The organism is Bradyrhizobium sp. DOA1 (assembly GCF_001593325.1).
Classification (GTDB): Bacteria; Pseudomonadota; Alphaproteobacteria; order Rhizobiales; family Xanthobacteraceae; genus Bradyrhizobium.
Genome location: NZ_JXJM01000001.1, coordinates 213,057 through 228,001, shown reverse-complemented (window position 1 = coordinate 228,001; position 14,945 = coordinate 213,057). Strand labels below are relative to the sequence as shown.

The following is a 14,945-nucleotide window of genomic DNA, read 5'->3' as shown; positions in this document are numbered from 1 at the left end:
CGTTGATGTGGCTCATCCGTCCTCTCCGGTATCGAGCACCGAGCGTATCGTGACGATGGCGGAATCCAGCCGGTCGGAGATTTCGCGATTGGTGCGCTCGAGCTTGCGTGCCTTCACCAGCGCGCCGTCGAGCTCGTCGGCGAGCCGCGAGCGATCGGCGCCGAGCGCCTGGATGCGTGCCGCAAGCTCGTTCTCGTCGCGATCGGCATCGCGCCGCCGCTCCACCGCGCTTTCCAGCGCGTCGAGCGCCGCCGTGAGCCTGCGGGTCGCAATCTCGATCTCGACGGCGGACGACTCCGTCATAGCGGAACTGTTGGACACGCGATCGTTCATGCAGTCAGCGGCGAACCTGTGGCCTGTCTGGCGGCCTTTACCCTGGAGCTTGCCGTCCGGCAAAAGACTCGGTTCGGCAAGCGGTTAGAAGCAGAAATTTACGTGGCAAGCTAGGGAAGCGCAACGCCGCCGCGAAACTATGCACCGATCAATCGGATGAAGCCGTGCTGATCCGCCATTCCGCCCGGCCACGATCGCTGCGGAAAACCGCTCTCCACAGAGGCAACTTTTACGGTCAAACCGGCGTTTGATTGCCTTGGACTCCCGGAACCGAGGTGCTATCCCAGCCCCGACCTTCAGTGGCCGCCAGGCTCCTCCCGCGCGGGCGTACATCGCCTCCAAGCGCCTCATTTCAGACGGATTTCAGACATGACGCAGGTCGATCACACCCGTATGGCCAACGCGATCCGCGGCCTTGCGATGGACGCCGTCGAGAAGGCCAAATCGGGCCATCCCGGCCTGCCGATGGGCGCTGCCGACATCGCCACGGTGCTGTTCACGCAATTCCTGAAATTTGATGCCGGCGCGCCTAGCTGGCCGGATCGCGACCGCTTCGTGCTCTCGGCCGGCCACGGCTCGATGCTGCTCTATTCGCTGCTGTATTTGACCGGCAATTCCGAGATGACGCTGGACCAGATCAAGCAGTTCCGCCAAGTCGACTCGCTCACCCCCGGCCATCCCGAGAATTTCCGCACCAAGGGCATCGAGACCACCACCGGGCCGCTCGGCCAGGGCATCTCGACCGCGGTCGGCATGGCGCTCGCCGAGAAGATGCTGGCCGCCGAGTTCGGCAAGAAGATCGTCGACCATCACACCTATGTGCTGGCCTCCGACGGCGACCTGATGGAGGGCGTGTCGCAGGAAGCGATCGCGATGGCCGGGCACTGGAAGCTCAACAAGCTGATCGTGCTCTATGACGACAACGGCATCTCGATTGACGGCCCGACCTCGATCTCCGATTCCGTCGACCAGGTGAAGCGCTTCAAGTCGGCGGGCTGGGCCGCCGAGAAGATCGACGGCCATGATCAGGCCGCGATCGCCGACGCCATCACGCGCGCGAAAAAGTCGAACAAGCCGACCCTGATCGCCTGCCGCACCACCATCGGCTTCGGCGCGCCGCACAAGGCCGGCACCTCGAAGGTGCATGGCGAAGCACTCGGCGCTGACGAACTCAAGGCCGCCAAGGAAAATCTCGGCATTTCGCTCGAGCCGTTTTCGGTGCCGGATGACGTGTTGAAGGCCTGGCGCGCGGCCGGCAGCCGTGGCGCAGCCGCACGCCAGGAATGGGAAACACGCCTGGGCGAACTCGGCAGCCGCAAGCGCGCCGAGTTCGAGCGCCGCCTGCGTCACGAGCGGCCGGCTTCGCTGGCAAAGGCGGTGCGCGCGTACAAGAAGGAGCTGCTGGAAAAGCCGATGACTGCGGCGACCCGCAAATCCTCGGAAGCCGTCATCGAAGTGATTGCCGGCGCGATGCCGATGGAATTCCTCGCGGGCTCCGCCGATCTCACCGGCTCCAACAACAACAAGGCGAAGTCGGCGACCGCGTTCTCGGCCAAGACGCCGAAGGGCCGCTTCATCCATTACGGCATCCGCGAGCACGGCATGGCCGCGGCGATGAACGGCATCTTCCTGCATGGCGGCTTCGCACCGAACGGCGCGACCTTCCTGGTGTTCACCGACTACGCCCGTCCAGCGATGCGCCTCGCCGCGCTGATGGGTGCCGGCGTCGTCTATGTGATGACGCACGATTCCATCGGCCTCGGCGAAGACGGTCCGACCCATCAGCCGGTCGAGCATCTCGCTGCGCTCCGCGCCATTCCCAACATGCGCGTCTTCCGTCCGTGCGATGCCATCGAGGTCGCCGAGTGCTGGGAGCTCGCGCTCAACCGCATCGATGGTCCGACCGTGCTGGCGCTGACGCGCCAGAACCTGCCGCAGCTGCGCACCACCGCACCGAACGACAATCCTTGCGCGGTTGGTGCCTATGAACTGGTCGCTGCCCAAGGCGAAGCCAAGGCGACGCTGTTCGCCTCCGGCTCCGAAGTCGAGATCGCGGTCGCCGCTCAGAAGCAACTCGCGGAACGCGGCGTCGCGTCGCGCGTTGTCTCCGTTCCCTCTCTGGAGCTGTTGCTAGCGCAACCAGAGGCAAAACGTGCCGCGATCATCGGCAACGCGCCGGTGAAGATTGCGATCGAAGCCGCCGTGCGCTGGGGCTGGGATGCCGTGATCGGTCAGGATGGCGAATTCGTCGGCATGCATTCCTTCGGCGAAAGCGGTCCTGCCAAGGAGCTCTACAAGCATTTCGGCATCACCGCCGAGGCCGCGGTTAACGCTGTGCTGAAGCGCGTTTCCTGAGAGTTGAGCTTGCCGCAAAAAAGGACTACCTAATCTCCCATATGATCAAGCACCGCCCGGCCGAACCGGGCGCCCGCCCCTAAAAAACCCTCGCAGGCGCGCCCACCGCGCGTTGTGCGGGATGACAACGGTCATTGAAGGAGACGAAACATGGCAGTCCGCGTCGCAATTAACGGTTTTGGCCGCATTGGCCGCAACGTCCTGCGGGCGATCGCCGAGTCAGGCCGCAAGGACATCGAGGTCGTCGGCATCAACGACCTCGGCCCGGTCGAGACCAACGCCCATCTGCTTCGTTTCGACAGCGTCCATGGCCGCTTCCCCGGCACCGTCACCGTCGACGGCGACTCCATCAGCCTCGGCGCCAACAAGATCAAGGTGACCGCCGAGCGCGATCCCGCGAAGCTGCCCTGGAAAGATCTCGGCGTCGATGTCGCGCTGGAATGCACCGGCATCTTCACCTCGAAGGACAAGGCCTCCGCGCATCTGACCGCCGGCGCCAAGCGCGTGCTGGTCTCCGCACCCGCCGACGGCGCCGATGCCACCATCGTCTACGGTGTCAACCACGACACGCTGACCAAGGATCACCTCGTCGTCTCCAACGGCAGCTGCACCACCAACTGTCTCGCGCCGGTCGCCAAGGTGCTGAACGATCTCGTCGGCATCGAAACGGGCTTCATGACCACGATCCACGCTTATACCGGCGACCAGCCGACTTTGGACACGCTGCACAAGGATCTCTACCGCGGCCGCGCCGCTGCGATGTCGATGATCCCGACCTCGACCGGCGCTGCCAAGGCCATCGGCCTGGTGCTGCCCGAACTGAAGGGCAAGCTCGACGGCGTCGCGATCCGCGTGCCGACCCCGAACGTCTCGGTCGTCGACCTCAAGATCGTCGCCAAGCGCGCAACCGATGCCAAGGAGATCAACGCGGCGATGAAGCGCGCCTCTGAGCAGCAGCTCAAGGGCATCCTCGGCTACACCAGCGCGCCGAACGTCTCGATCGACTTCAATCACGACCCGCACTCCTCGACCTTCCACGAGGACCAGACCAAGGTGCAGAACGGCACGCTGGTGCGCGTGATGTCCTGGTACGACAACGAGTGGGGCTTCTCGAACCGCATGGCGGACACCGCCGTCGCGATCGCGAAGAAGATCTGAGCCGAGGTCGCGTGTCCCGGACGCGGAGCAGCGCTTAAGCGCTGCACCGCAGAGCCGGGACCCATCTAGCCGCGGGACTCGCTGTGATGTGGGTCCCGGTTCTGCAGCGCACCGCTTCGCGCTGCGCAGCGCCCGGGACAAGAGAGCCGAGCATGACCAACAAATTCCGCACCCTCGACGACGTCGACGTGAAGGGCAAGCGCGTGCTGCTGCGCGTCGACCTCAACGTGCCCATGGAGAACGGGCGCGTCACCGACGCCACCCGGCTCGAGCGCGTCGCGCCGACCATCACCGAGCTCGCTGGCAAAGGCGGCAAGGTCATCCTGCTCGCGCATTTCGGCCGGCCGAAGGGACGCGATGCCAAGGACTCGCTCAAACCGGTCGCGGAAGCGCTGTCGAAGGTGGTGAAGAAGCCCGTCGGATTCGCCGAGGACTGCATCGGTGAGCCCGCGGCCAAGGTCGTCGACGACTTGAAGGACGGCGACATCCTGTGTCTGGAGAACACCCGCTTCCACAAGGAAGAGGAAAAGAACGATCCGGCCTTCGTCGCGGAGCTCGCAAAGCTCGGCGACATCTGGGTCAATGACGCGTTCTCGGCGGCTCACCGCGCGCATGCCTCGACCGAAGGCCTCGGCCACAAGCTGCCGGCCTATGCCGGCCGCACCATGCAGGCCGAGCTCGATGCCCTGGAGAAGGCGCTGGGCTCGCCGACCAAGCCCGTCATCGCGATCATCGGCGGCGCCAAGGTCTCGACCAAGATCGACCTGCTCGAAAACCTCGTCACCAAGGTCGACGCGCTCGTGATCGGCGGCGGCATGGCGAACACCTTCCTGCACGCCCAGGGCGTCGGCGTCGGCAAGTCGCTGGCCGAGAAGGATCTTAGCGCCACCGCGCTGCGCATCATGGAGAAGGCGGAAGCCGCCAATTGCGCGATCATCCTGCCCGTCGATGCCACCGTCGCCTATCATTTCGCAGCGAATGCGCCCTCGCACGCCTACGGGCTCGACGCGATCCCCGCCGACGGCATGATCCTCGACGTCGGCCCGCAATCGATCGCGCGCGTTCACGCCGCGATCGACGATGCCGCCACGCTGGTCTGGAACGGGCCGCTCGGCGCGTTCGAGATGCAGCCGTTCGACCGCGGCACCGTCGCGGCCGCCAGGCACGCTGCCGAGCGTACCAAGGCGAAGAAGCTGATCTCGATCGCCGGCGGCGGCGACACCGTCGCGGCGCTCAACCAGGCCGGCGTCGCCGGCAGTTTCACCTATGTCTCGACCGCCGGTGGCGCGTTCCTTGAATGGATGGAAGGCAAGCCCCTGCCCGGGGTCGAGGTGCTGCGCGTCAAGTAAGCTTCAATCGGCAAACATTGAGCGGCCTTGCAAGGCCCAAACGGGAGAACAAGACAGATGGCTCGGATCACGTTACGTCAATTGCTCGACCACGCGGCGGAGAACGATTACGGCGTACCGGCCTTCAACATCAACAACATGGAGCAGGCGCTGGCGATCATGGACGCGGCCAACCAGGTCGACGCGCCCGTCATCATCCAGGCCTCGCGCGGCGCCCGCTCCTACGCCAACGACGTCATGCTCAAGCACATGATGGACGCGGTCACCGAGATCTATCCGCACATTCCGGTCTGCGTGCATCTCGACCACGGCAACGAGCCGGCGACCTGCATGACCGCGATCCAGGCCGGCTTCACCTCGGTGATGATGGACGGCTCGCTCAAGGCGGACGGCAAGACCCCCGGCGACTGGGGCTACAATGTCGGCGTCACCAAGACCGTGACCGACATGGCCCATCTCGGCGGCATCTCAGTTGAGGGTGAGCTCGGGGTGCTCGGCTCGCTCGAAACCGGCATGGGTGACAAGGAAGACGGCCACGGCGCCGAAGGCAAGCTCAGCCACGACCAGCTCCTGACCAATCCGGACGAAGCCGTGAAGTTCGTGCAGGAGACCAAGGTCGACGCGCTCGCGATCGCGATGGGCACCTCGCACGGCGCCTACAAGTTCACCCGCAAGCCGGACGGCGACATCCTCGCCATGAACGTGATCGAGGAGATCCACCGCAAGCTGCCGAACACGCATCTGGTCATGCACGGCTCGTCCTCGGTGCCGCAGGACCTTCAGGACATCATCAATGCCTATGGCGGCAAGATGAAGCCGACCTGGGGCGTGCCTGTCGCCGAGATCCAGCGCGGCATCAAGAACGGCGTGCGCAAGATCAACATCGACACCGACAACCGCATGGCCATGACCGGCCAGATCCGCAAGGTGCTCAAGGACAATCCGGAAGAGTTCGATCCGCGCAAATATTTGAAGCCGGCGATGGAGGCGATGACCAAGCTGTGCAAGCAGCGCCTCCAGGAGTTCAACACGGCCGGCCAGGCCTCCAAGATCAAGAAGGTGCTGACCACCGCCGAGATGGCCAAGCGCTACGCCAAGGGCGAGCTCGATCCGAAGGTCGCGTAGCCGTCGCCGCTCGCGTAGGCCGGCACTCTCTCCGTCATTCCGGGGCGTCGCAAGGCGGCGAGCTGGGATGCGCAATTGCGCATCCGAGAATCCATAACCACAGCTTGGGGTTATGGATTCCGGGCCTGCGCCTTGCGGCGCATCCCGGAATGACAGCGTTTTTCAATGTTACGATCCCTCCCCCCTTTGCCCTGCGACGAACGTTAACTCGGCAATTGCCCGAGAACGGTCTATTTTCACGGGCAAGGGCAGAATCGCTTTGGGAGGACCTCTCGATGAATCTGACTGAGCTCAACAAGATTGCGACCGCCATGGTCGCGCCGGGCAAGGGCATCCTTGCCGCCGACGAATCCTCCGGCACCATCAAAAAGCGCTTCGACGCGATCGGCGTGGTATCGACGGAAACGAACCGCCGCGACTATCGCGAGATGCTGTTCCGCTCCACGGAGGCCATGAGCCAGTACATCTCCGGCGTGATCCTCTATGACGAGACGATCTGGCAGGACGCAAGAGACGGCACGCCGCTGGTGAAGCTGATCGAACAGAGCGGCGCCATTCCCGGCATCAAGGTCGACGAGGGCACGCAGGCCCTGCCGATGTGTCCGGGCGAGCTGGTCACGGTCGGGCTCGACAAGCTCGCCGAGCGGCTGAAGAAATATTACGAGCGCGGGGCGCGTTTCGCCAAATGGCGCGCGGTGATCGATATCGGCAGCGGCACTGACGGCCGGGGCATCCCCTCGATGACCGCGATCAGCGTCAACGCCCACGCGCTGGCGCGCTACGCCGCATTGTGCCAGGCCGCGCAGATCGTGCCGATCGTCGAGCCGGAAGTGCTGATGGACGGCGACCACGACATCGATCGCTGCTATGAGGTCACCCAGCGCGTGCTCAACAAGACCTTCCAGGAATTGCGCGTGCAGCGCGTCGCGCTCGAGGGAATGGTGCTGAAGCCGAACATGGCGATCTCAGGCAAGAAATGCGCAAGGCAGGCGCCCGTCGAGGAAGTCGCGGAGAAGACCGTGCGCCTCTTGAAGTCTTGTGTGCCCGCCGCGGTGCCCGGCATCGCCTTCCTCTCCGGCGGGCAGTCAGACGAAGAGGCGACCGCCCACCTCAACGCTATGCACAAGCTCGGCCCACTGCCCTGGGGCCTGACCTTCTCCTATGGCCGCGCGCTGCAAGCCGCGCCGCAGAAGGCCTGGTCCGGCAAGGCCGAGAACGTCGCAGCCGGCCAAACCGCCTTCAGTCATCGCGCGCGCATGAACGGACTGGCGTCCAAGGGCGAATGGCAAAGCAGCCTGGAAAAGAAGGCAGCCTAGATCTTGTCGAACAAACCGCCTCCGCCGCGCCCGGCGCCGCGTCTTTATCTTGCGACGCCTGACGTCGACGATCCAGCCGCGCTCGTCGCCGAGCTGCCGGGCCTGCTTGCATCTGCCGACGTCGCGGCCGTGCTGCTGCGGCTGAAGGAGACGGACCAGCGCACCATGATCTCGCGCATCAAGGCCCTGGCGCCGCCGGTGCAGAAGGCCGGCGCCGCGCTCCTGATCGACGGCCATGCCGAGCTGGTGGCGCGTGGCGGCGCCGACGGCGCCCACCTCACCGGCCTTGCTGCTCTGGAAGAAGCGGCGCCATCGCTCAAGCCCGATCGCATCGCCGGCGTCGGCGGACTTACCACGCGCCACGATTCCATGAGCGCGGGCGAGATGGGCGCCGATTATTTGCTGTTCGGCGAGCCCGACGAAAAGGGCCAGCGCCCGTCCTCGCAGGCGATCGCCGAACGGCTGGACTGGTGGGCCGAGCTGTTCGAGCCGCCCTGCGTCGGCTTTGCCACCTCGCTCGAAGAGGCCTACGACTTCGCCGCCAGCGGCGCCGATTTCGTGCTGGTCGGCGAGCTGATCTGGGCCGATCCGCGCGGGCCGAAGGCTGCACTGATCGAGGTCGATGCTGCGATCAAGAAGGCCTATGCGACCGCAAGCCAAAATCCTGCGGGCCAGGAGCACGGCTAGCGCCCGACATGAAGCTCCCGCGCATCACCATCCTGGCCACGCTGCTGCTCACGACGCCTGCGGCGGCGCAGCTCCAGATAACGCCGCCGGCGACGACGCCGAGCCCTCCGGCCGAAAAGCAGAAGCCCAAGCCGCCCGCGCCTGCCAAGAAGGAGGCGGCGCCGGCGCCGAAGGCTTCACCATCCCCCAAGCCGTCCGCCTCGCCCAAGCCCGCAACCGTGATCCCTGCGCCGCCGGCCGACAATCCCAATGTCGATCTGGTGTACGGCGCCTATCAGCGCGGCCAGTACAAGACCGCGTTCGAGCTCGCCATAGCGCGTGCGCAAGCGGGTGATCCCAAGGCGATGACCATGCTCGGCGAGCTCTATTCCAATGCCATGGGCATCCGCCGCGATTACGCCAAGGCGGCCGAATGGTACAAGCGCGCTGCGGATGCCGGCGACCGCGAGGCGATGTTCGCGCTTTCCATGCTGCGCATGTCCGGCCGCGGCGGCCCGGTCGACAAGGGCGAGGCGGTGAAGCTGATGGCATCCGCTGCCAAGCTCGGCGAGCCCAAGGCGGCCTACAATCTCGCACTGCTCTATCTCGACGGCCAGACCCTGCCGCAGGACGTCAAGCGCTCCGCCGAGCTGTTGCGCCAGGCCGCCGATGCCGGCCTGCCCGAGGCGCAGTACGCGCTCGCGACCTTCTATAAGGAAGGCACCGGCGTGCCGAAGGATGCCGAACGATCGGTGCGGCTGCTCCAGGCGGCGTCATTGGCCGACAATGTCGATGCCGAGGTCGAATATGCCATCGCCATGTTCAACGGCACCGGGACGCCGAAGAACCAGCCGGCCGCGGTCGCTTTGTTGCGCAAGGCTTCCCGCCAAGGCAGCGCGATTGCGCAGAACCGGCTGGCCTGGGTGCTGATCAATGGCGTCGGCACGACCGTGGACAAGGTCGAGGGCTTCAAATGGCACCTGGTGGCCAAGACCGCCGGCAAGGGCGACCCGGAACTCGACAAGCAATTGTCCGATCTGCCGGCCGAGGACCGGGCCAAGGCGGAGGCCGCAGCCAGGAAATGGCTTGGCACAAAATGACTTGGGACCAAATGAGTTGACCCGATGACTTGACGGAAGCGGCCTCGCAGGGCACCCCATCCCCAGACAGGCGCCGATTTCGCGCCATTCCCCCGATCAAGTCCGAAAGCCCATGCTGTACTCCGCCACTATCAACGTCATGGTCAAGGCCGCGCGCCGCGCCGGCCGCAGCCTCAAGCGCGATCTCGGCGAGATCGAGCATCTCCAGGTCTCGCTGAAGGGACCGGCGAATTTCGTCTCGCTCGCCGACAAGCGCGCCGAGGAGATCCTTTACCAGGATCTCGCCAAGGCCCGGCCCGGCTACGGCTTCATCGGTGAGGAAGGCGGCACCCGCGAGGGCACCGACAAGAGCCACACTTGGATCGTCGATCCCTTGGACGGCACCACCAACTTCCTGCACGGCATCCCGCAATTCGCGATCTCGATCGGCCTCGTGCGCGAGGGCACGGTGATCGCCGGTGTGATCTACAATCCCGCCAATGACGAGCTCTACATCGCCGAGCGCGGCAAGGGTGCCTTCCTCAACGACCAGCGCCTGCGCGTCGCCGGCCGCCGTCAGCTCAATGAATGCGTGGTGGCCTGCGGCCTGCCCCATATCGGCCGTGGCAACCATGAGGAATTCCGGCGCGAGATGACCGCGATCCAGGACCGCGTCGCGGGCCTGCGCCGCTTCGGCGCCGCTGCGCTCGATCTCGCCTTCGTCGCCGCCGGCCGCCTCGACGGCTATTGGGAGCGCGATCTGCAATCCTGGGACATCGCCGCCGGCATGCTGATGGTGCGCGAAGCCGGTGGCACCGTGAGCGACATCGCGACGCCGGGCGATCCGCTGGTCACCGGGCACGTCGTGTGCGGCAACGAGTTCGTGCACGGGGAATTGGTGAAGATTTTGAGGAAGTAGGCAACGGCGAAAGCCGCTTGCTCTGCCTCGTCATTCCGGGTGCGCCTCCTGGCGCGAGCCCGGAATGACGCTCAATGACCCGTGTGTGCCCGCGCCGGCGGCCCATACGGCTTGGCTTGCTTCTCTGCCTTCGGCTCTCGGTCCCCGCCCAGCACGCGCTGCACCGAGACGAAGAATACCGGCACCATCAGCAGCGCCAGGATCACCACCGCGATCATGCCGCCCATCACGACGCTGCCGAGCGCCTGCTGGCTGGCGCCGCCGGCGCCGTGGGCGATGGCCATCGGCAGCACGCCGCAGATGAAGGCAAGGCCCGTCATCAGGATCGGGCGGAAACGGAGGCGGCAGGCCTCGATGGTGGCTTCGACCAGCGGCTTGCCTTCCTTGCGCAGATCCTTCGCGAACTCGATGATCAGGATCGCGTCCTTGGCCGCGAGGCCGATGATGGTGATCAGGCCGACGGTGAAGTAGACGTCGTTGGGCAGGCTCCGCAGCGTCGCGGCGACGACCGCGCCGACGATACCGAGCGGCACGGTGAGCAGCACCGCCAGCGGAATGGTCCAGCTTTCGTAGAGTGCGGCAAGGCACAGGAACACCACGAACACCGACAGCGCCAGCAGGAACGGCGCCTGCGAGCCCGAGAGCTTCTCCTGGAGCGACTGGCCGGTCCATTCGTAGCCGAAGCCGCGCGGCAGGCGGCCGGCGAGCCGCTCCATCTCGGCGATGGCATCGCCCGAGGTGAAGCCGGCCCTGGCTTCACCGGAGATGCGCACCGCCGGATAATAGTTGAAGCCGGCGATCTGCGTCGGCCCGCGCGCCCATTCGACGGTCGCAAAGGACGAGAACGGCACCAGCTGGCCGCGGCTGTTCTTGACGTTGTAGTTGAGGATGTCCTCGGTCCGCATGCGGTCGCGCGCGTCCGCCTGCACCACGACGCGCTGCATGCGGCCGCGGTTCGGGAAGTCGTTGATGTAGTTTGAGCCGAGATTGGTCGAGATCGTGTTGTTGATGTCCTCGAAGGTGACGCCGAAGGCGCCGGCCTTCTCGCGGTCGATCACGAGATTGACCACGCCCGCCTCGGGCAGGCCTTCGATATAGACCTTCTGCAGCACCGGGCTGGCATTGGCCTCGGCGATCAGCTGATCGGCGGCGCGCATCAATTGCGGATAGCCCTTCTGGCCGCGGTCCTGGAGACGGAACGAGAAGCCTGAGGAGTTGCCGAGATTGTCGATCGGCGGCGGCTGCAGCGCCGAGATTTTCGCGTCGCGGATCGACGCGCCCAGGTCGCGGTTGACGTCGTTGACGATCGCGGCGGCGGAGTCCTTCGGCCCGCGCTCCGACCAATCCTTCAGGGTGATGAACGCCTGCGCGGTGTTCATGCCCTGGCCGGAGAAGCTGAAGCCGGTGAGGAAGGTGACGTTGTCGACGCCCGGCCGCTGCGCCAGATATTTCTCGACCTTCTCGATCACCGCCTCGGTGCGGGCATAGGACGAATCCGACGGCGTCTGCACGTCAGTGGTGATGAAGCCCTGGTCGTCGACGGGCAGGAAGCCGCCGGGCAGGTTGACGAAGGCCCAGGACAGGCCGACCAGCAGCGCGGCATAGACCAGCATCAGGCGGCCGGTGCGGCCCAGCGAGAAGCCAACGGTGCGCGCATAGCGCTCCTTGGCGCCTTCGAGCATGCGGTTGAACCAGCCGAACACGCCTCCCTTCGCGTGACCGTGACCGGCCTCGACGGGCTTGAGCAGGGTCGCGCACAGCGCCGGCGTCAACGACAGCGCCAGGAAGGCGGAGAAGCCGATCGCGGCGACCATGGTGACCGAAAACTGCCGGTAGATGATTCCGACCGAACCGGGGAAGAACGCCATCGGCACGAACACCGCCATCAGCACCAGGGTGATGCCGATGATGGCGCTGGTGATCTGCGACATGGCTTTGCGCGTCGCTTCCTTCGGCGACAGGCCTTCCTCGGCCATGATGCGCTCGACGTTCTCAACCACGACGATGGCGTCATCGACGAGGATACCGACCGCGAGCACCATGCCGAACATCGAAAGCATGTTGATGGAGTAGCCGGCGAGCAGAAGCGTGGTGCAGGCACCGAGAAGCGCCACGGGCACCACGATGGTCGGGATGATGGTGTAGCGGATGTTCTGGAGGAACAGGAACATCACCACGAACACCAGCACCACGGCTTCGACCAGGGTCATCAGCACCTTCTTGATCGAGGCCTCGACCACCGGTGTGATGTTGTAGGGAATCTCGTAGGTGATGTTGGCCGGGAAGAAGCGCGACAGTTCCTTCATCTTGGCTTCGACCGCGCTCGCGGTCGCCAACGCATTGCCGGTCGGCGACATCAGCACCGAAAGACCGGCGGTCGGCTTGCCGTCGAGGCGCGTGTTGAACTGGTAGCTGAGACCGCCGACCTCGACGCGCGCAACGTCGCGCAGGCGCACGGTCGAACCGTCGGCATTGGCGCGCAGGATGATCGCGCCGAACTCGTCTGGGGACGACAGCTGGCCCTTGACCAGCACCAGCGCCGAGGTGCGCTGGTTCGACGTCGACGGCTCGGCGCCGATGCTGCCGGAGGCGACCTGCGCGTTCTGCGCGGTGATGGCCTTGTTGACGTCGTCGGCGGTGAGGCCGTAGCCGACGAGCTTGGCCGGATCGACCCAGACGCGCAAGCTGCGCTCGGTGGAATACAGCGTGGCGCGCCCGACGCCGGGAATGCGGCGGATCTCGCCCAGCACGTTGCGGATCATGAAGTCGCCGAGACCGACCTCATCCAAGCTGCCGTCGGTCGAGTTCAGCGTGATGATCTGAAGCACCGCGCTGGAGGCTTCCTCGATCAGGATGCCCTGCTGCATCACCGCGCGCGGCAGGCGCGCCTCGACGCGCTTGATGCGGTTCTGCACCTCGACCGAGGCGGCGCTGGTATCGGTGCCCGGCTGGAAGTTGGCGATGATTTCGACCTGGCCGAGCGAGTCGCTGGTCGATTCGAAGTTGAGGATGTTGGCGGCGCCGTTGAGCTCCTCCTCGATCAGCCGCGTGACGCTGTTGTAGAGGTTTTCGGGCGAGGCACCGGGATAGCTGGTCGAGACCGAGATCGAGGGCGGCGCGATGATCGGGTATTGCGCGATCGGCAGCAGCGGCACAGCGATCGCGCCGATCAGACAGATGAACAGCGCGACCACCCAGGCGAAGATCGGCCTGTCGATGAAGAAACTCGGCATGAGCCGCTTTACCCTCGTTGTTTCACTGGTTCCTCATGGCGAGCCGCGCGGAACGCGCTCCGGACGATGCTGCGCATCGCCGGGAGAACCATGAAGTGCCCGGCTCTCGCCGGCTATCGTTCGAGACACCCGCCTTGTGCGGGCTCCTCACAGGATTGAGGACGTCACGTGCGGTACAGTTCTGCTACCGCGTCAGCTGCTGGGCGGCGTGCCGGTTGTCCGCGGTCGCGTCAGCTTCCGACCAGGATTGCGGTTTGACCTTGTCGCCGGCTGCGAACTTCTGGAAGCCTTCGACCACGACCTTGTCGCCGGCCTTGAGGCCTTCGGTGACGAACCAGAGCCCGTCCTGCACCGAGCCGGTGCGCACCGCCTGCACGGCGATGTGGTTGTCGTCCTTGACGACGAAGACCTCGCTGCCGCCGCCGCCGTTGCGCTGGACCGCCTGCTGCGGCACGGCGATCGCGTCCGAATCGAGACCCTGATCGATACGGACACGGACATACATGCCGGGCAGCAGCTCGCGCTTGGGGTTGGGGAACTGACCGCGGAGCGTCACCTGGCCGGTGTGGGCATCGACCTTGGCATCAGAGAACAACAGCTTGCCGTCGAGCGCGTAGGTGGTGTTGTCGTCGAGCACGAGGCGGACCTTGGCGGCGTCGGACGCAATACGCTCGAGATCGCCGGTTTCGAAGGCGCGGCGAAGCTGGTTGAGCTCATTCACCGACTGGGTGAAATCGGCGTAGATCGGATCCAGCTGCTGGATGGTGGCGAGATTGGTCTCGTTCTGCACCACCAGCGCGCCCTCGCTGACGAGGGCCGCACCGACGACGCCGTCGATCGGGGCGCGCACGGTGGCGTAATCGAGATTGAGCTTGGCCCGCGCGAGCTCGGCCTTGCGGCCCTCGACCTCGGCATGGGCCTGGCGCTCGGCAGCGATGGCTTTCTCGTTCTCGGCCTCCGGCGCGGCACGGTCCTTGGTGAGCGCGGCGACGCGACGTGCCTGCTGGTGCGCCTGCATCGCAGCGGCCTCGGCCTTGGCGAGCGCCGCCTCGTTGGCTAGCACCTCGACCTCGAACGGGCGCGGATCGATGCGGTAGAGCGCATCGCCTGCCTTAACCTCGCTGCCCTGGCGGAACAGACGTTCCACCACGATGCCGGAGACGCGCGGCCGCACGTCGGAGACGCGGGTCGGCGCGATGCGGCCCGGCAGCTCACGCACCACGGCGCGCGACTGCGGCTTCACGATCACGATGCTGACGTCAGGGTCCGACGGTGGCGCGGAAGAAACTGCGGAATTGGATTCGTCACAGCCTGCCAACATCGGCGCCAGGGCCGCGAGCATCATTGCAACGCATGCCGATCGCGCACGAAGTCCTGACATGAAATTGGGTGCCCCGATGTTGTTGAAACTG

The 14,945-nt window shown here is 65.6% G+C and carries 11 protein-coding genes; 8 read left to right on the top strand and 3 right to left on the bottom strand.

Annotation, left to right across the window (positions count from 1 at the left end):
- Window positions 1-12: 12 nt before the first annotated feature.
- Complete coding sequence (locus tag SE91_RS01035) at window positions 13-333, bottom strand: DUF4164 domain-containing protein (RefSeq protein ID WP_014439722.1); 321 nt, start codon at window positions 331-333, stop codon at window positions 13-15.
- Between the two features lie 369 nt (window positions 334-702).
- On the opposite strand from SE91_RS01035, the gene tkt reads away from it, so the two are divergent.
- From tkt to SE91_RS00995, 8 genes are all read left to right on the top strand, one after another.
- On the top strand, window positions 703-2,688 hold the full coding sequence (gene tkt, locus SE91_RS01030) for a transketolase (protein ID WP_061846260.1): 1,986 nt from the start codon (window positions 703-705) through the stop codon (window positions 2,686-2,688).
- A gap of 150 nt (window positions 2,689-2,838) precedes the next feature.
- Window positions 2,839-3,846: a type I glyceraldehyde-3-phosphate dehydrogenase gene (gene gap / locus SE91_RS01025; protein WP_060737140.1), complete on the top strand. Its 1,008-nt coding sequence runs from the start codon at window positions 2,839-2,841 to the stop codon at window positions 3,844-3,846.
- 152 nt (window positions 3,847-3,998) lie between these two features.
- Entirely contained in the window at window positions 3,999-5,195 is a 1,197-nt protein-coding gene (locus SE91_RS01020; RefSeq protein WP_061846259.1) for a phosphoglycerate kinase, read from the top strand.
- A 57-nt stretch (window positions 5,196-5,252) separates the two neighbouring features.
- Window positions 5,253-6,320 carry a class II fructose-bisphosphate aldolase gene (gene fba, locus SE91_RS01015; RefSeq protein ID WP_025034030.1) on the top strand — a complete coding sequence of 356 codons (1,068 nt, stop codon included), beginning with the start codon at window positions 5,253-5,255 and terminating at the stop codon, window positions 6,318-6,320.
- A gap of 275 nt (window positions 6,321-6,595) precedes the next feature.
- The gene (locus tag SE91_RS01010; protein ID WP_061846258.1) at window positions 6,596-7,636 is read left to right on the top strand and encodes a class I fructose-bisphosphate aldolase; all 1,041 of its coding nucleotides are present in this window, start codon (window positions 6,596-6,598) and stop codon (window positions 7,634-7,636) included.
- A gap of 3 nt (window positions 7,637-7,639) precedes the next feature.
- On the top strand, window positions 7,640-8,323 hold the full coding sequence (locus SE91_RS01005; protein ID WP_061846257.1) for a thiamine phosphate synthase: 684 nt from the start codon (window positions 7,640-7,642) through the stop codon (window positions 8,321-8,323).
- An 8-nt stretch (window positions 8,324-8,331) separates the two neighbouring features.
- Window positions 8,332-9,402: a tetratricopeptide repeat protein gene (locus SE91_RS01000; protein ID WP_061846256.1), complete on the top strand. Its 1,071-nt coding sequence runs from the start codon at window positions 8,332-8,334 to the stop codon at window positions 9,400-9,402.
- Between the two features lie 112 nt (window positions 9,403-9,514).
- Entirely contained in the window at window positions 9,515-10,300 is a 786-nt protein-coding gene (locus tag SE91_RS00995) for an inositol monophosphatase family protein (RefSeq protein ID WP_060737144.1), read from the top strand.
- A 71-nt stretch (window positions 10,301-10,371) separates the two neighbouring features.
- Here the strand turns inward: SE91_RS00995 and SE91_RS00990 are convergent, their stop codons facing one another.
- Window positions 10,372-13,533: a multidrug efflux RND transporter permease subunit gene (locus tag SE91_RS00990; RefSeq protein WP_060737145.1), complete on the bottom strand. Its 3,162-nt coding sequence runs from the start codon at window positions 13,531-13,533 to the stop codon at window positions 10,372-10,374.
- A 184-nt stretch (window positions 13,534-13,717) separates the two neighbouring features.
- The gene (locus SE91_RS00985; protein WP_156489398.1) at window positions 13,718-14,914 is read right to left on the bottom strand and encodes an efflux RND transporter periplasmic adaptor subunit; all 1,197 of its coding nucleotides are present in this window, start codon (window positions 14,912-14,914) and stop codon (window positions 13,718-13,720) included.
- Window positions 14,915-14,945 lie beyond the last annotated feature (31 nt).